Here is a 15,990-nt window from a genome sequence, read left to right as displayed (position 1 = left end):
TAGGAGGGGAGTTACCGGAAGTTTGACAAGAGACCTAATTTCATTAAGTTTGTTTGCACAATATATTCGGCAAATTAATGTTACAAAAAACCAAAGGTATCGCACTCAAAGTAACAAATTACTCAGAGAGCAGTATCGTCACGCAAATATTCACAGAAGACCTTGGTTTACAATCTTATTTAATCAATGGCGCGCGAAAGCCTAGAGCAAAAATACATGTCAATATGTTACAACCTCTTCACCTTCTGGATATGGTTGTATACGTGAAAGAAGACAATTCTTTACAGCGGATCAAAGAAGCTCATCCAGCCCCCGCTTTATTACACATCCCACTAGATATCAGAAAAAGTGCTGTAGCTCTATTCTTAAATGAAATTTTGTATAAAGTACTTCGACATCAACAACCCGATCCCCAACTGTTTCATTTCGTTTTTCAGTCTATCCTTTGGTTAGATCAAACCGATCTCCCAATTCAGAACTTTCATTTATGCTTTTTGATGAAATTGAGTCGATTCCTGGGATACCTCCCGAGCACAACAGCGCAATCAAAACCTTATTTCGACTTGATGGAGGGCCGCTTCATTAACAATCTACCTGCCCACAGTTATGTACTACAAGAACCACACACAAGCTTATTCAGCACCATCTTGGGTAGCAGTTACGAACAGAGCCATAATCTCGTAATAAAACACTCGGATCGCATATATATTCTCGAGCAAATTATCAATTTCTACCGACTTCATTCAGACAATTTCGGGGCTGTGAACTCATTAGAGATTCTAGAAGAAATTTTCCATTAAATTTCCTGTCTTAAAAATTTATTCTATTTTTGAGTAACGATACTTTTGTTACAAAACTTCACTACTAATAAATTATAACAACTATGGAATGGTATTTAAAAGTCGTCAGAGACAATTATGCAAATTTTAACGGACGTGCCAGAAGAAAAGAATACTGGATGTTCACCTTGGTCAATATCGGTATCAGTATCGTTTTAGGTATTGTAGATAGTATTTTTGGATTAAAGATGGGAGGGGATGAGCTTGCTGCTTACGGCGGCGGAACGGGTGTTCTTGGTGGAATATACTCACTAGCTGTATTCATTCCAGGGCTTGCTGTAACTGTTAGACGTTTACATGACACCGGAAAATCAGGATGGAACTATCTTTGGGTGTTAACTTGTATCGGAATTTTTTATGTGCTCTACCTACTGATCCAAGAGGGTGATCAGGGTCAAAATGAATACGGAGCGGATCCAAAAGGTGGTGAAAATGAAGATCCTTTTGCAGGACAACGCGATGTCAACAACCCATTTTCGGGGCAAAATAACCCATTCTCTAATCAGAACAATCCATTCAAAAACGACAATCAATAGTTATTGATAATTTAAGCAAAAAAAGCCCGAAACTCTAAGAGTTTCGGGCTTTTTCACAATAAATATATAATAGAATCTACTAGATAACTTTTACATTTACCGCGTTAAGACCTTTGCGGCCTTGCTCAACTTCGTAAGTGACATCATCACCTTCACGAACTTTGTCAACTAATCCTGAAACGTGAACAAAAATTTCGCTCTCGCCTGACGCAGGGACAATGAAACCGAAACCTTTGGTCTCATTAAAGAACTTTACTTTACCTTCTTGCATTACTTTAATTTATTAATTTCTCTAAAGATAATGGATAAAAAACAAAAACTTACCATTTATTTTAAAACTATATTAAACATTTTGTCATTTTCTTTGTCTATCGATGTATTAAACTTTTAGAAATATAGTATCATGAAAAAAATAATCGCTCTATTCTTTTTAATCAGTTCTGTCGTTATGGTAAACGCTCAAAGTACAAACATAGAAAGTAGTCGAAAAGTAGCTACTAAAGGATATGCCGAAAAAGAGGTCACCCCAGACATTATTTATCTTTCCGTTAGTCTCAAAGAGTTCTATATGGATGGCAATACAAAGAAAAAAGTAGCAATAGAAACCATAGAAAAGCAGCTTTTTGATGCCGCCATGGCCGCCGGCGTAAAGAAAGAAGATGTTACTATCCAAAACATCTATAGCTATAATTACGAAAACAAGAAAAAAAACAACGAGCTTATGCAGTCTCGCCAATATCGTATCAAGGTTACGAATCTAAACGGCTTGAATAGTATGTTAGAAAAAATTGATCCGCAGGGTCTGCAAAGCACTTCCATTAATGGTTACGATCATTCTCAAAAAAGAGAAATTGAGCGAGAATTAAAAACAATCGCAGTGAAAGATGCAAGACAAAATGCAGAAATACTTGCTGCCGCTGACGGACAGTCTGTCGGGAAAGTTTTGGTCATCAACGATAATAGTAGTATTAACTTCAATGACTTGATACCTATGCCTCGAGCAATGTATGCTAAATCTGCAAGTATGGATATGGCAGGAGGAATGGAATCAAGTGATTTAAATATTGATATCCGTCCGATTAAATTGACTTGTTACATTGATGGTGTTTTTGAATTAAAATAACGTGAACGCGACATCCGGATCAGATCGCATTCAGAAACTCAAAAAGGAGTTCCTTTGGGTTGAGCGCGTATCTTTAATTTTAGACAATAAATTTAATATCGGGGGATTCAGATTTGGTCTGGATCCCTTATTAAATTTAATACCATATGCCGGCCAATTTATAGCCTTTGCAACTTCCATTTTATTAGTACTTGTTATGATTCGCAATGGGGTAGGTTCCAAAGCAGCGGTAAAGATGCTGTTAAATGTCATTTATGATGCTTTCTGGGGTTCCATTCCTTTCTTTGGTCAGATTTTTGATTTCTTTAATAAGGCTAATCAAAAAAACATTACCATACTACGTGAGCATTATTTTGAGAACAAACACCAAGGAAGTGCGAAAGGGCTATTGATCAGTATCTTCATTGTATTACTTTTGGTCTGCATACTCGTGTTCTATATTATGTGGGCACTCTCGAGATGGTTGATCGACTATATCAGTAATCTATTCTAGATAATGGGCAAAAAATACAGCTGTTTATCACCATTTTTAAAAACAACTATTCGCGAAAGCAAAGCATTTTATTTAGGTTTGTGGTATGTCTAAAACGAGAATTTTTGCCCTGGTCATGCTTGCCTTAATTTTGGGTGCTATATTAACAAATCCTCCTAGAGAACAATTTGAGAAGGTTATTAAAACTAAAGCAACAAGTATTCTCGAAAAACAATTAAAATACAAAGATCAAGATGCTGTCCGCTTGGGTATGACATTATTTGGTGATAAAATCACTCAAGATTTTATGGATCGAACTGTCTCGATTAAAAACTATTATTTATTCTCTATTGTCCGGCTCAAATGGCAGGACAAAGAGGCTCCTATAGGAATTGGAGCCTTCAGAACTGTCTGGTTAAGCCCTAAGATCGATGAAAAAGCGGATGAGATAATCGGTATATTAAAAGATTTATAATGTTAGAAATTCTTTATAAAGATGATTTTTTGATTGCTGTAAATAAACCCCACGGTTTACTCGTACATCGGTCTTCTATAGCTAATGACACCACCGAATTTGCTCTTCAAAAACTACGGGATCAAATAGGCATGACCGTTTATCCAGCACATCGTTTGGATAGAAAAACAGGCGGTGTTTTGTTGTTTTCGCTGGATAAAGAAACAGACCGGCTTGCACAAACACTCTTTGCCGAAAAAAAAATAGACAAACGTTATTGGGCGATATTGCGTGGTTTCTGTGCCGATAAAGGGGTCATTGACTATCCCTTAATCAAAGAAAACGGGACCTCACAAAATGCGATAACGCACTTCCACAGGCTAGCACAGGCTGAGATAGAAGTTCCACATGGAAAGTTCCCTACATCTAGATATTCACTTGTAGAGGCCAACCCTGAAACAGGCAGAATGCACCAGTTACGTCGACATTTTGCACATATACTCTACCCTATAATCGGAGATAGACCCCATGGTTGCAATAAGCAGAATAAATTATGGAAAGAACGCTTTGCAATGGATACCATGCTCCTTCATGCAACAAGTCTATCCTTTCAGCATCCTCATTCTGGAGAAACTATTGAAATAAAAGCAGACTTGCAGCCGGAGTTCCTACGTGTACTTGACATTCTAAAAATAAGCATGTAATATGAAAGACATTATCCTCGAAGTATTATGTAGCATCATGGGACTGAGCGCCGCTTCAGGGATTTATTACGAAGAAAATAGACTATATATTGTCTGTGACGATAGTAACTATCTTTATACCTATAGTATACCTAAAAAGCAGCTGGACAAAAATCTATTGATTGATATGTCAAATCAAAATGAAAGGGTACCAAAAAAAAGCAAATTAGATTTAGAATCGATTTTTAAGTACAAAGATTCGTTACATTTACTTGGTTCTATGTCTACATCTAGCAGAACAACGAATTTTCAAGTAGCACTTACCTCGTTCGACAATGCCGAATCTTTCTCGACCGCTACATTGTCTGAAAAGATACATTCCCAACTAGGTATAAATTCTAAAAATCTTAATATCGAAGGCTCCTTTTTACACAGGGATACACTCTATCTCTTTAATAGAGGCAATGGCCCTGAAAAAAACAACGGTATTATATTAATAAAAAAAGACTTCTTGACACCGATAAAATACATAGACATACCACTGCCTGAACAAGAAACTGGATGCCCAGCATTTACTGATGCGATTCTAGTTGGTGAAAAAATATATTTTATTGCAGCTATTGAACAGACGGGCTCTACATATGAAGATGGTCAAATAGGGGATCCTTCTTTGGGTCAATAGACTTAAATACGTTAGCACTAACCTCATTTATTCCAATCTCTAATACGCATAAATTTGAGGGACTTTCAATCTACCGAGAAGATCCAAAACAGTTGATATTTTTACTTTGTGAAGATTCTGACCAACAAGCATCGACCACAATAATCTACAAACTGTCGGTTCCAAAATAAACCAATCTATTTTTATCAATATTGCAAAATATAAGGCTATAATCTCAACTTTATAAGTATTTTTGTAATAATACATTTTATATAGCTAAAGAATGAAACTTTCATGATGTTATCCGTGCAAAATAAGAAAAAGCACATCCCATCTATGATCGCTTCATGTCCTTCAAAAAACAATTAATTTCTGATGAAAAACACAGCTTTGACAGATTTGCATGTATCATTAGGTGCAAAGATGGTCCCTTTTGCGGGTTTTAATATGCCTGTACAATATTCTGGCATAAATGATGAGCACGAAACAGTACGTAATGCTGTAGGCGTTTTTGACGTGAGTCATATGGGAGAGTTTATCTTGAAAGGAGAAAAAGCTCTGGATTTAATCCAAAAAGTATCTTCCAACGATGCATCCAAACTATACGATGGTAAAGTACAATATGCTTACTTACCAAACGAGAATGGCGGAATAGTTGATGATTTCCTAACTTACAAATTGGATGATCAAACTTACCTTTTGGTTGTTAATGCTTCCAATATTGAGAAAGACTGGAACTGGATAAGCAAATTCAACACCTTTGGCGTTGATATGAAAGATATCTCCGATAAGACATCTTTATTAGCTATCCAAGGTCCAAAAGCCGCAGAGGCACTGCAGTCGCTCACCGACATAGAACTTGCTTCCATGGAATATTATACATTCCAAAAAGGAACGTTTGCTGGTGTTGAAAACGTTATCGTATCTGCGACGGGATATACTGGTGCGGGCGGATTTGAGATTTACGTAGCAAATGAAGATGTGAAGAAGGTATGGGATGCTATTTTCACCGCTGGAGCACCATTTGGTATCAAACCAATAGGTCTAGGAGCACGTGACACCCTTCGTTTAGAAATGGGGTTCTGCTTATACGGAAACGATATCGACGATACTACCTCTCCTCTAGAAGCTGGTCTCGGCTGGGTAACGAAATTTACAAAGGAGTTTGTAAATTCTGAAAATTTAAAATCCGAGAAAGAGGCTGGTACTCCAAAAAAATTAGTTGGTTTTGAAATGATTGATAGAGGTATCCCTCGTCATGATTACGAAATCGTAGATGTAGATGGCAATATAATCGGGCGTGTAACTTCAGGAACACAATCGCCTACATTAAAAAAATCTGTAGGCTTAGGCTATGTCAACAATGCATTTACAAAAGAAGGAACTGATATTTATATCAATATAAGAAATCAGAAAATTAAGGCAATAGTCAAAAAACCTCCTTTTGTAAAGTAGTACACTGCAAAGTATAGGTATTATAAATAAAAAATAAAAAGGGTTAATATTTAAATATTAACCCTTTTTATTTTTGCTCCCCGTAGAGGCCTTTTCTTTTTGTCGCTTTACCAAATCTGTCTTCACATATTTCAGAAGAACCACCTTCAAATAGATTAAAACAACAGATATAGCTATAGCGGCTCCTAAAATCAACATATTACCGCTTTGGTAAGCAGCAACACCACTCATAATCAAAAAGATTATACCTAAATTCAGTAGCAAGTTTAAAATAAAATGTTTCTTCATTTTTTTATATTTTCTTTACCAATTACCCGCTCTCTAACAAATACAAAATATACGATACCTCCTAGAATATTTGTCAAAATAACAAAAAGTATTAAAACGACACGTTCTACGTTGTTCACCCTCGTCGATAACATAACCTCTCGTAACACCAGCATGACCCAGATCATAGATATTAACAATGATACACTAAACAACACTAAGGAAAAGGGCACCTTAAGCACCATCATCGCTATTGTCAATAAATAAAAAGCCAGACTAAAATAGAATGCCTGTTTAGTCTGGTGAAATAAATTTTTCATGCTTCGAAAATACGAAAAAAGGATCAGGGTTTATGGAAAAATACCTAGTTCCTCGTAAGCCACACCAATCTTATTAATGGCACAGATAAATGCCGCTGTTCTCAAATCTTCTACACCAGGCGTATTCATCCAGACATCACGAATCTCTTGATAAGATCCCATCATCGTATCTTCCAAACCAGAGTGAACCAAATCAATCTCATCAGGCCCCTTCAAAATCAGCTTACGCTCCTTTTCTGATATTTTCTTATTTGTGAGATCCTCTACGGAGTTCACAATTTCTGCATAACGATTTTCACTAAATCGTTTCTCTAAACGACCATAACGAACATGACTTAAATTTTTTAGCCATTCAAAATAAGAAACCGTAACACCTCCTGCATTAAGATACATATCAGGTATCACCAATATGCCCTTTTTGTTAAGAATTTCATCCGCTTCTGGCGTCAATGGTCCATTTGCAGCCTCACCGATTATCTTTGCTTGAATAAGGTCCGCATTTCCCGCGTGGACGACGGCCTCCAAAGCTGCCGGGATTAAAATATCACAAACCTGCTCTAGCCCCTCTTCAGCCTTTTCGATATTTTTTGCTCCTGGAAAATTCAAAAGCGATCCATTCTTTGATCGATATGCTTGCGCTACATCGACATCTATACCCTCCTCATTATAGATTGCACCATTATATTCAATCAATCCAACAATAATGGCTCCAGCATTTTGACAGTACTTGGCAGCATGATATCCAACATTTCCCAAACCTTGTACAATAATTCTCTTACCTTTTATCCCTGTCGTTAACCCAAGCTTTTTCATATCTTCTTCGATAGAGCATGCCTCCCGTATGCCGAAAAACACACCTAATCCAGTCGCTTCTACCCGTCCTCTAACGCCGCCTTGGGAGATCGGTTTTCCCGTAACACATGCCATAGCATTAACATCATTCGGATTTAGAGAAGAGTATGTATCTACAATCCAACTCATTTCCCTTCCACTCGTCCCATAATCTGGAGCAGGAACATCTATTCCCGGTCCGATAAAGTTCTTTTTACACAATTCAGAAGTATAGCGGCGAGTTATCCTTTCTAAATCAGAGACCGTATATTTAGATGAATCGATCTTAATTCCACCTTTACCGCCGCCAAACGGCACGTTCACTATAGCGCATTTGTAGGTCATCAGGGCAGCAAGAGCCATCACTTCATCCTGATTAACCTCCATGCTAAACCGAATTCCGCCTTTACAAGGTAATTTATGATGAGAATGTTGCACTCTATAGGCTTCTATAACCTCAATTTGATCACCAATCCGAACTGGGAATTTCACCTGCAAAATAGAATTACACGCCTTTATTTGTTCTAATATTCCCTTAGAAAACCGAGTGAATTTGGCCGCTTTATCGAAGCTTCGTTCCACTCCTTTAAAAAAGCTATACGTATTTTTTGTTGACATATGCGTCTATAATTTGTTATATAAAATTAACAAAAACAGCCCACGAAAACACTGACATTCAGCTTTTTTACCAAAATATCAATAAAAGAACATCGACAATACTAATTCATCATCTGTAGCTTACAAAGCTTGTAATTTTTATCGTAAAATCAATAGCTAACCGCCATAAGCCTCCCATAACACGTGCAAAACAAAAAGAGGTAATCTTTCGAATACCTCTTTTATTATCAACAAATTAACGCGAACTAGATTTTAAATTCTCGTCGCTATTTTAGTACACGTCAATATCAGGATCGATTTCTTCCTTCCAAGCCAATATTCCGCCCTTAAGGTTCGATAAATTTTCAAACCCTTGCTGCTCTAATAACATAACCGCTTGTGCACTACGTTTTCCAGAACGACATTGAATAATAACCGGAATATCTTTAGAGACCTTTTCCGATTCTATTAAGATCCCTGCTAAAGGTATATTTAACCCATTCAAATTAGAAACCTCATATTCGAATGATTCGCGAACGTCAATCAACTGAAATTGCTCATTTTGATCCATCATTGATTTTAACTCTTGAACTGTAACTTCTTTCATATATATTTGATTTTCGTTTGTCAATATTTACTCCCTTATGAATTGGGATTGAACACCCTATAAACAACAAGGATATTTCTTTGTTTTAACTTAATATAATCAAACTTAGATAAAATGCTTGAAATTCCCGAATACATAACTAAAAAAATTATTTCAGCCATATTTGCTAAATTGTACCACGATTCCTAAAACAGAAAAGATGAAATACAGCCTTTTACTCCCCTTACTCTCTACATTATTCCTCAGCAGCTCTGCTTTCAGTCAGACGCCTTCACAATCGATAATAGACAAACCTTATATCGAAAGAATTTTAAATACACTAGCTTCGGACGATATGAAGGGACGCCATGCGCTAACTGAGAACGCAGACCGGGCAGCAGATTTTATCGCACAGGAATTTCGCTTGATCGGCCTTAACTCGTACACAGAAAGCAATTATAGGCAAACTTTTTTCATGCAACAGGTCAGTAGACTAAATAGCTCCATTACCTGGGATGGCAATATTTTAGAGCAAAGCAGCTTTCTGATATTGGGAGATGAAACCCATACCCGCTGGAATGCCTCCTCAAATATTCCTGTATATACTATAACTAAAAAGGACGATTTTGCAAGCTCCTTTAGAGCTTTTGCTCAATCGAATGAGAATGCCATAATCGTTGTCGATCCCACTTTTAATTCGTTTATAGCCCGCTTTAACAAAATCTATAACAAAGAAAATATTGTTTCAGCAACGGGCTCCTCAGCAACTAAAGTTTTCGTCATTGCCGATAAAATAGCAAAAGACTTTGAAATAGTAAGCAATAACAATGTAAAGGCCATTTCCCTTTCAAATGTGGCAGGAGTTATTCCTGGAAAGTCAAAACCTAATAAATACGTGATATTTTCTGCTCATTATGACCATATTGGCATAATCAAGTCCGAAGGACAGGACTCGATCGCTAATGGAGCCGATGATGATGCGTCTGGAACAACAGCAATGATCAGTCTGGCAAAATATTATAAGAGTCTTAATAATAATGAACGAACTTTAATATTTGTGGCTTTTACAGCGGAGGAAATTGGCATGTTTGGTTCCAAGTACTTTTCAAACAATATCAATGCGGACAGTGTTGTAGCCATGATAAACATAGAAATGATCGGAAAAGACGCAAAGTTTGGCCCAAACTCTCTTTACATAACGGGCTATGACAAATCGAACCTCGGAAGCCTCATGCAACAAAATCTAATTGGATCTTCTTTCAAATTTTACCCAGATCCCTATCCGCAACAAAACCTGTTCTATCGTAGTGACAATGCTGTTCTAGCGGCATTAGGGGTACCCGCACATACCTTTTCTACTTCTCAGATTGACAAAGATGAGTTTTATCATACGGTCAAAGATGATGTCAGTACTTTAGATATTGATAATATAAAGTCAAGTATTGAAGCTATTGCTATCGGAGCTACTGGTATCATTAATGGCTCCCAAACACCCAGCCGTGTAGAAAAACTTAAAGATTAAATATCTTCACCCACGCAGATGAAGTCTGAGGAATTGAAATCCAATCGAAAGAAGCCGCTATGCGTTGTTTCGAAGACACCCTGGCCAAGCCTCCTCAATCCTTCTAAGGACTTCACTGCTCCCTCATTTACATAGACTTTCTCCCCATTCTGCTTCCACTTTTCATAATGCCCTTGTACATAAACATATCTCTTATTATCGTAAAAGGCTACAATGTTAATGAATGCAGCATATTTATCTGCCAAACTATCGAGACTCGAACAAAGGATATTCACCGCAGAATACGAATTAGAAATTAAATAATCAAAAGCACTATCTAAAAAGGAATCTCTAATAGAAAATAGCTTAGTCTGCTCCTGAATAAAAAAGGGTGTGCTTTTGGAAAAAACGATATCTATTTTTATTTCCTCGGCAAGAAGAAAATCTACAGCATATTCATCAACAATAATAGTAGGGGACCACTCTAAAAGTTGATCTAACATTTCCCTATCCAGAGCTTTAAAGTCTTGGATTAGAAGCGCAGGCTCTTGGTTCTCCCGTACAATATGATGTGAAGACATTTTTCAGAAGCTAAATGCTAAGAATTCAACTCGCCTATCGTGATATAGGCCATCAGACCGATACTCAACTGCAAAGCATCTTCGTCAATATCAAATGTGGAGGTATGGACGGCCGAATTAATTCCTTTGGCCACATTTCCTGTTCCTAGTCGATAAAAACAAGCAGGAATCTCTTGTGAATAATATGCGAAATCCTCGCCTGCGGGCCAAAGCTCCAAATCAACAACATTTTCTTTTCCCAAATACTCCTCGGCAAGAATCCTTGATTTATTTGTTAAAGCGGGATCATTCGTCAAAAAAGGATAACCTTTACGCACCTCAAAATCGCAAGTAGCTCCCATAGCTTCTGCAATTCCTTTGGCCATACTTGTCATTCGCTGATGCGCTCCTTCCCGCCATTTTTCATCATAGGTACGAAACGTTCCTTCCAAATAGACCTCATTTGGAATAATATTCGTTGCTCCATTAGCCGCGATCTTTCCCCAGGACAACACTGTTGGAATTCTTGGATCAGCGTACCTACTTACGACCTGCTGTAAGGCGGTTATAATTTGAGCTGTTATAGCAATTGGGTCTATATTCTGATGTGGATGAGCTCCATGGCCTCCTTTACCTTTGACTGTCATATAAAGTTCGTCGGTAGAAGCCATATACTGCCCCGACTTAAATCCGACCTTGCCAACTTCAATAAAGGGCATCACATGTTGGCCAAAGATAGCTGTTGGGTTAGGGTTATTCAATACCCCTTCCTTAATCATTAAAGAAGCTCCACCAGGAAGCTTTTCTTCTCCAGGTTGAAATATTAACTTTACCGTCCCACCAAAATGAGGCCGCAGCTCTTGCAAAATCTTCGCAACGCCCAATAGGGAAGAAGTATGTACATCATGCCCACAAGCATGCATAACACCTGGCCGCTGTGAACCGTATGATCGCCCCTCTACCTCCATGATAGGAAGAGCATCCATATCTGCGCGCAAAGCAATGACCTTATCAGAGGGCAATTCTCCCTTAATAAGACCGACAACTCCCGTATTCGCCATAGCTTGGTAACTGATACCAAGCTCTGATAAAATCTTCTTTACGAATGTCGCGGTTTCAAATTCCTCAAACGAAAGTTCTGGATTACGATGAAGATGACGACGTATATTGACAGTTTCTGTAAAAAGAGCTTTTGCTAGCTGTTGGATATCAAACTTGAGGTTATTCATAACTGGACAGCTTTATTCCCATACCCAAATGTCTTCTTGAAAAACGAAAACATTGCTGTATTGATTCCTTAAGACACGCATGAAATTATTCGCTTCAGATCGACTCGTAAAGTCACCAACTTTCACTCTATAGTTCGGTTCATCATAGTTTATATAACTATCCATATCCGAGTACTGATTCTTAAATCGTCCTTGAATAGCATAGGCTTCATTTCTATTCGAGCCAGAGTATATCTGTACACGAAAACCTTTTCTCTTGACACGAGTGGCCTTACTTTTATCTACAACCTTTGGTCCTAAGCTAATAGTACGTGTAGTTGTTGGGTTGATTTCATGTTCTGCTCTGAAACTTTGCAAAATGGAAATCAGCGTATCCTTAGATACTTCAACGACACCCGTTTGCTGTGCTTTAGTAGACAATATCATTGTCCCTAGAACGAACCCCAAAATCAACCCTTTTTTCAACATTACTTTATCTTTTATCCGTTTTTACCGTGACAGTTTTTATACTTTAACCCTGATCCACAAGGACATTCATCATTTCGTCCTATAACTTGATCTTTCTTGATGGGTTGAGTTACCTGCCCCGATTTATTATCAATATCCTCTTCAGAAACACCTGTAGGAGAACTTAAATCTTCTTTTGTCGCTATAACCTTTGGCTGAACGACCGGCTTTGCTTCCTGTACCTGTTGTGGAGCTTGTCCAGGGATCTCACCTTTGAAAAGAAAACTTACAATCTCCTTGTTCATACTAGACAACATTCCTTTAAATAGGTTAAAGGCTTCCATTTTATAGATAATAATCGGATCTTTTTGTTCATAGACAGCATTCTGAACCGATTGTTTCAAATCATCCATCTCGCGTAAATGTTCCTTCCAAGCTTCATCTATCAAAGCTAAAACAACACCTTTTTCAAAAGAACGGAATACCTCTTTACCTTCCGTCTCAATAGCCTTTTTAAGGTTTGTCGCAACTTGTATGCCACGAATACCATCTGTAAAAGGAACAACGATATTTTCAATCATGTCTCCTCGTTCAGCCATTACATTTGTTAAAACAGGTAAAGTCTGAGCGGCTATATGCTTTGCCTTTTGCTCGTAATGACTTATGATTTGATCAAAAAGCTTATCTGTTAAGGCCGGAATACTACTGGACGTATATTCTTCGCTAGTCACAGCAGGATCTACAGCAAATAAACGAATCACCTCTATTTGGAACTCTTCATAAGAACCTCCTTCTTTGGATTCAGTTACAACATCTTCTACTACATCATAGATAGCATTGTTCAAGTCAACATCCAGACGCTCTCCAAATAAAGCATTTTTACGTTTAGTGTAAATTACAGTACGCTGTGAGTTCATGACATCATCATACTCCAATAAACGCTTACGAATACCAAAGTTATTTTCTTCGACTTTACGTTGAGCGCGCTCGATGGATTTGGTCAACATACTATGTTGCATAACCTCCCCATCTTCAACACCCATCTTCACCATAATATTGGAGATTCGCTCTGATGCGAACAAACGCATCAACGGATCTTCTAATGAAACGAAAAACTGAGAAGATCCTGGATCACCTTGACGTCCGGCACGACCTCTCAACTGCCTATCGACACGACGAGATTCGTGGCGCTCTGTACCAACAATGGCTAAACCTCCAGCCTTGATAACTTCTTCTGTCAGTTTAATATCCGTACCACGACCAGCCATATTCGTCGCGATTGTTACCTGTCCTGGATGTCCTGCTTCAGCTACAATTTCTGCTTCTCTTTGGTGCAATTTAGCATTTAATACGTTATGCTTAATCCCCCTAAGTTTTAGCATCCTACTCAGTAATTCCGAAATCTCCACAGAAGTCGTACCGACAAGAACAGGGCGACCTTGCTCCGTTAAATTTTGTATTTCCTGAGCTACAGCATTATATTTTTCACGAGCTGTACGGTAGATAAAATCCTCTTTATCATGACGTTGAATACCTCTATTTGTCGGTATTTCAACAACATCTAATTTATAGATTTCCCAAAGCTCACCAGCTTCTGTCGAAGCCGTTCCCGTCATACCAGACAATTTATGATACATACGGAAATAGTTTTGCAACGTTACCGTAGCATAAGTTTGGGTAGCATCTTCAACTTTTACATTTTCCTTAGCTTCAATCGCTTGATGCAAACCATCAGAATAACGACGACCATCCATTATACGGCCAGTTTGTTCATCTACGATCTTAACTTTGCCCTCATCAACTATGTATTGATCATCGCGCTCGAATAAGGTATATGCCTTCAATAATTGATTTATCGAATGAATACGCTCTGCTTTTATAGAGTAATCACGTAACAACTCTTCTTTGCGCGTAGCTTTTTCTTCTAATGAAGCTGTTGATTTCTCAATATCTGCAATCTCTGACCCAACATCCGGAAGAATAAAGAAACTTGGATCTTCACCAGAAGCCGTAATAAGCTCGATCCCTTTTTCTGTAAGCTCAACCTGGTTGTTTTTCTCATCGATAACAAAGAAAAGCTCTTTGTCAGCCTTAGGCATATGACGATTTTGCTCTTGCATATAGTAGTTTTCTACCTTTTGCAAAATCTGACGGTGATTGCCTTCACTCAAGAATTTAATTAAAGCCTTGTTCTTAGGTAAGCCTCTGAAAGAGCGGAATAGCGCCAAGCCTCCGGCTTCAGGATCTGTATCACCAGCAGCGATAGCCTTCTTCGCTTCGTTAAATACAGTATTAATATATGCTTTTTGTGCGTTTACTAAACGTTCAATTCTTGGTTTTAACTGATAGAATTCGTGTTGATCTCCCATCGGAATAGGGCCAGAGATAATCAGTGGCGTACGTGCATCATCAATTAATACAGAGTCGACCTCATCAATCATTGCAAAATGCAATTTACGTTGTACCATTGCATCTGGCGTTTGCGTCATATTGTCACGCAAATAGTCAAAACCAAATTCGTTATTAGTACCATATACGATATCACACTTGTATGCATCGCGACGTTGTGGAGAGTTTGGTTGATGCTTGTCAATACAATCTACGCTCAAGCCGTGAAATTCAAAAAGTGGACCATTCCACTCCGAGTCACGTTTCGCTAGGTAATCGTTGACGGTTACAATATGTACTCCCTGACCAGATAATGCATTCAAATAAGTAGGTAGCGTACCGACTAACGTCTTACCTTCACCTGTAGACATCTCCGCAATCTTACCTTGATGCAACACGATACCACCAATCAACTGTACATCGTAGTGTACCATGTTCCATTTCACCTCATTTCCCGCAGCAATCCAAGAATTGCTCCATAAGGCTTTATCTCCCTGAATAGTGACATTTGGTTTACGAGCAGCCAGTTCTCTATCAAAATCTGAAGCCGTCACCTCTAACACCGAATTTTCGGTAAGACGACGCGCAGTATCTTTAACAACAGCGAATGCCTCTGGCAATATCTCTAATAATATTTCTTCTAGTTTTTTATCACGATCTTTTGTTAGCTTGTCAATCTTCTCATAAACTTCCGTTTTGGCAGACATGTCTGTATTGGTATCGTCAGACTTGTTCTTTAATTCGGCAATCTCTGCATCGATTTCCTTTAAATATTCCTGAATACGTGCTTTAAATTCAATTGTTTTGGCACGAAGCTCGTCATGTGATAGATTGGTTAGCTTGCTATATTCATCTTTAATCTTATTTACATAAGGTTGAATAGCTTTGATATCACGCTCGGACTTGCTACCAAATAGTTTACTTAAGAATTTTAACATAATTTTTTTTTATCTCTTTCCACATGCACAAAATTGAATCCAAACAAATAATTAGGACATTTTGGCACTAACCGGGCAAATTTACTTATTCGAAATGAGAACT

Annotated in this window: 17 protein-coding genes and 1 pseudogene; 9 read left to right on the top strand and 9 right to left on the bottom strand. The window is 38.0% G+C overall.

Annotation, left to right across the window (positions count from 1 at the left end; genetic code table 11):
- Positions 1 to 77: 77 nt before the first annotated feature.
- Both recO and B5X76_RS09905 read left to right on the top strand, forming a co-directional pair.
- Positions 78 to 800: a DNA repair protein RecO gene (recO, locus tag B5X76_RS09910; RefSeq protein WP_079642955.1), complete on the top strand. Its 723-nt coding sequence runs from the start codon at positions 78 to 80 to the stop codon at positions 798 to 800.
- A gap of 83 nt (positions 801 to 883) precedes the next feature.
- A complete protein-coding gene (locus B5X76_RS09905; protein ID WP_079642954.1) occupies positions 884 to 1,375 on the top strand; it encodes a DUF805 domain-containing protein in 492 nt (163 codons plus the stop codon).
- A 79-nt stretch (positions 1,376 to 1,454) separates the two neighbouring features.
- Here B5X76_RS09905 and B5X76_RS09900 read toward each other — a convergent pair whose 3' ends face one another.
- A complete protein-coding gene (locus B5X76_RS09900) occupies positions 1,455 to 1,646 on the bottom strand; it encodes a cold-shock protein (protein WP_079642953.1) in 192 nt (63 codons plus the stop codon).
- A gap of 132 nt (positions 1,647 to 1,778) precedes the next feature.
- Here B5X76_RS09900 and B5X76_RS09895 point away from each other — a divergent pair, with 132 nt between their 5' ends.
- From B5X76_RS09895 to gcvT, 6 genes and pseudogenes are all read left to right on the top strand, one after another.
- Positions 1,779 to 2,498: an SIMPL domain-containing protein gene (locus tag B5X76_RS09895; protein ID WP_079642952.1), complete on the top strand. Its 720-nt coding sequence runs from the start codon at positions 1,779 to 1,781 to the stop codon at positions 2,496 to 2,498.
- Position 2,499: 1 nt separating this feature from the next.
- Entirely contained in the window at positions 2,500 to 2,991 is a 492-nt protein-coding gene (locus B5X76_RS09890) for a DUF4112 domain-containing protein (RefSeq protein WP_079642951.1), read from the top strand.
- Between the two features lie 85 nt (positions 2,992 to 3,076).
- Entirely contained in the window at positions 3,077 to 3,445 is a 369-nt protein-coding gene (locus tag B5X76_RS09885; RefSeq protein WP_079642950.1) for a DUF4359 domain-containing protein, read from the top strand.
- Complete coding sequence (locus B5X76_RS09880; RefSeq protein ID WP_079642949.1) at positions 3,445 to 4,128, top strand: pseudouridine synthase; 684 nt, start codon at positions 3,445 to 3,447, stop codon at positions 4,126 to 4,128. The genes B5X76_RS09885 and B5X76_RS09880 overlap by 1 nt, the downstream gene beginning before the upstream one ends.
- A 1-nt stretch (position 4,129) precedes the next feature.
- Positions 4,130 to 4,959 (top strand): annotated as a pseudogene (locus B5X76_RS09875) (DUF6929 family protein).
- Positions 4,960 to 5,143: 184 nt separating this feature from the next.
- Entirely contained in the window at positions 5,144 to 6,223 is a 1,080-nt protein-coding gene (gcvT, locus tag B5X76_RS09865; protein WP_079642946.1) for a glycine cleavage system aminomethyltransferase GcvT, read from the top strand.
- Between the two features lie 57 nt (positions 6,224 to 6,280).
- Here gcvT and B5X76_RS09860 read toward each other — a convergent pair whose 3' ends face one another.
- The 4 genes from B5X76_RS09860 to B5X76_RS09845 all read right to left on the bottom strand — a co-directional run bounded on the left by B5X76_RS09860 (position 6,281) and on the right by B5X76_RS09845 (position 8,845).
- Complete coding sequence (locus B5X76_RS09860) at positions 6,281 to 6,511, bottom strand: DUF6358 family protein (RefSeq protein WP_079642945.1); 231 nt, start codon at positions 6,509 to 6,511, stop codon at positions 6,281 to 6,283.
- On the bottom strand, positions 6,508 to 6,810 hold the full coding sequence (locus tag B5X76_RS09855) for a hypothetical protein (RefSeq protein WP_079642944.1): 303 nt from the start codon (positions 6,808 to 6,810) through the stop codon (positions 6,508 to 6,510). The genes B5X76_RS09860 and B5X76_RS09855 overlap by 4 nt, the downstream gene beginning before the upstream one ends.
- A 30-nt stretch (positions 6,811 to 6,840) precedes the next feature.
- Positions 6,841 to 8,259, bottom strand: coding sequence for a Glu/Leu/Phe/Val family dehydrogenase (locus B5X76_RS09850; protein WP_079642943.1), 1,419 nt, complete (start codon positions 8,257 to 8,259; stop codon positions 6,841 to 6,843).
- Positions 8,260 to 8,530: 271 nt separating this feature from the next.
- Positions 8,531 to 8,845, bottom strand: coding sequence for a rhodanese-like domain-containing protein (locus B5X76_RS09845; RefSeq protein ID WP_079642942.1), 315 nt, complete (start codon positions 8,843 to 8,845; stop codon positions 8,531 to 8,533).
- 199 nt (positions 8,846 to 9,044) lie between these two features.
- Here B5X76_RS09845 and B5X76_RS09840 point away from each other — a divergent pair, with 199 nt between their 5' ends.
- Positions 9,045 to 10,346 carry a M20/M25/M40 family metallo-hydrolase gene (locus B5X76_RS09840; protein WP_079642941.1) on the top strand — a complete coding sequence of 434 codons (1,302 nt, stop codon included), beginning with the start codon at positions 9,045 to 9,047 and terminating at the stop codon, positions 10,344 to 10,346.
- Here B5X76_RS09840 and B5X76_RS09835 read toward each other — a convergent pair.
- From B5X76_RS09835 to secA, 4 genes are read right to left on the bottom strand one after another with little or no spacing between them, the layout of a single operon-like run.
- Positions 10,343 to 10,906, bottom strand: a complete 564-nt coding sequence (locus B5X76_RS09835) for a hypothetical protein (protein ID WP_079642940.1) — start codon at positions 10,904 to 10,906, stop codon at positions 10,343 to 10,345. The genes B5X76_RS09840 and B5X76_RS09835 overlap by 4 nt on opposite strands.
- Positions 10,907 to 10,923: 17 nt before the next feature.
- Positions 10,924 to 12,114: a M20 metallopeptidase family protein gene (locus tag B5X76_RS09830; RefSeq protein WP_079642939.1), complete on the bottom strand. Its 1,191-nt coding sequence runs from the start codon at positions 12,112 to 12,114 to the stop codon at positions 10,924 to 10,926.
- A gap of 12 nt (positions 12,115 to 12,126) precedes the next feature.
- Positions 12,127 to 12,582 (bottom strand): SPOR domain-containing protein, encoded by a 456-nt coding sequence (locus B5X76_RS09825; RefSeq protein WP_079642938.1) that lies wholly within the window; start codon positions 12,580 to 12,582, stop codon positions 12,127 to 12,129.
- A gap of 11 nt (positions 12,583 to 12,593) precedes the next feature.
- Positions 12,594 to 15,887 carry a preprotein translocase subunit SecA gene (secA, locus tag B5X76_RS09820; protein ID WP_079642937.1) on the bottom strand — a complete coding sequence of 1,098 codons (3,294 nt, stop codon included), beginning with the start codon at positions 15,885 to 15,887 and terminating at the stop codon, positions 12,594 to 12,596.
- Between the last annotated feature and the right edge of the window lie 103 nt (positions 15,888 to 15,990).

Origin of the sequence: Sphingobacterium nematocida (assembly GCF_900168125.1) — a bacterium.
GTDB lineage: Bacteria > Bacteroidota > Bacteroidia > Sphingobacteriales > Sphingobacteriaceae > Sphingobacterium > Sphingobacterium nematocida.
The sequence above is the reverse complement of the archived record's forward strand: the minus strand, read 5'-3'. Positions and strand labels throughout refer to the sequence as shown.

Bases quoted from the DNA above. Each gene is read 5' to 3' on its own strand.
- recO (WP_079642955.1), top strand. From the start codon at position 78: ATGTTACAAAAAACCAAAGGTATCGCACTCAAAGTAACAAATTACTCA.
- B5X76_RS09905 (WP_079642954.1), top strand. From the start codon at position 884: ATGGAATGGTATTTAAAAGTCGTCAGAGACAATTATGCAAATTTTAAC.
- B5X76_RS09900 (WP_079642953.1), bottom strand. From the start codon at position 1,646: ATGCAAGAAGGTAAAGTAAAGTTCTTTAATGAGACCAAAGGTTTCGGT.
- B5X76_RS09895 (WP_079642952.1), top strand. From the start codon at position 1,779: ATGAAAAAAATAATCGCTCTATTCTTTTTAATCAGTTCTGTCGTTATG.
- B5X76_RS09885 (WP_079642950.1), top strand. From the start codon at position 3,077: ATGTCTAAAACGAGAATTTTTGCCCTGGTCATGCTTGCCTTAATTTTG.
- B5X76_RS09880 (WP_079642949.1), top strand. From the start codon at position 3,445: ATGTTAGAAATTCTTTATAAAGATGATTTTTTGATTGCTGTAAATAAA.
- gcvT (WP_079642946.1), top strand. From the start codon at position 5,144: ATGAAAAACACAGCTTTGACAGATTTGCATGTATCATTAGGTGCAAAG.
- B5X76_RS09860 (WP_079642945.1), bottom strand. From the start codon at position 6,511: ATGAAGAAACATTTTATTTTAAACTTGCTACTGAATTTAGGTATAATC.
- B5X76_RS09855 (WP_079642944.1), bottom strand. From the start codon at position 6,810: ATGAAAAATTTATTTCACCAGACTAAACAGGCATTCTATTTTAGTCTG.
- B5X76_RS09850 (WP_079642943.1), bottom strand. From the start codon at position 8,259: ATGTCAACAAAAAATACGTATAGCTTTTTTAAAGGAGTGGAACGAAGC.
- B5X76_RS09845 (WP_079642942.1), bottom strand. From the start codon at position 8,845: ATGAAAGAAGTTACAGTTCAAGAGTTAAAATCAATGATGGATCAAAAT.
- B5X76_RS09840 (WP_079642941.1), top strand. From the start codon at position 9,045: ATGAAATACAGCCTTTTACTCCCCTTACTCTCTACATTATTCCTCAGC.
- B5X76_RS09835 (WP_079642940.1), bottom strand. From the start codon at position 10,906: ATGTCTTCACATCATATTGTACGGGAGAACCAAGAGCCTGCGCTTCTA.
- B5X76_RS09830 (WP_079642939.1), bottom strand. From the start codon at position 12,114: ATGAATAACCTCAAGTTTGATATCCAACAGCTAGCAAAAGCTCTTTTT.
- B5X76_RS09825 (WP_079642938.1), bottom strand. From the start codon at position 12,582: ATGTTGAAAAAAGGGTTGATTTTGGGGTTCGTTCTAGGGACAATGATA.
- secA (WP_079642937.1), bottom strand. From the start codon at position 15,887: ATGTTAAAATTCTTAAGTAAACTATTTGGTAGCAAGTCCGAGCGTGAT.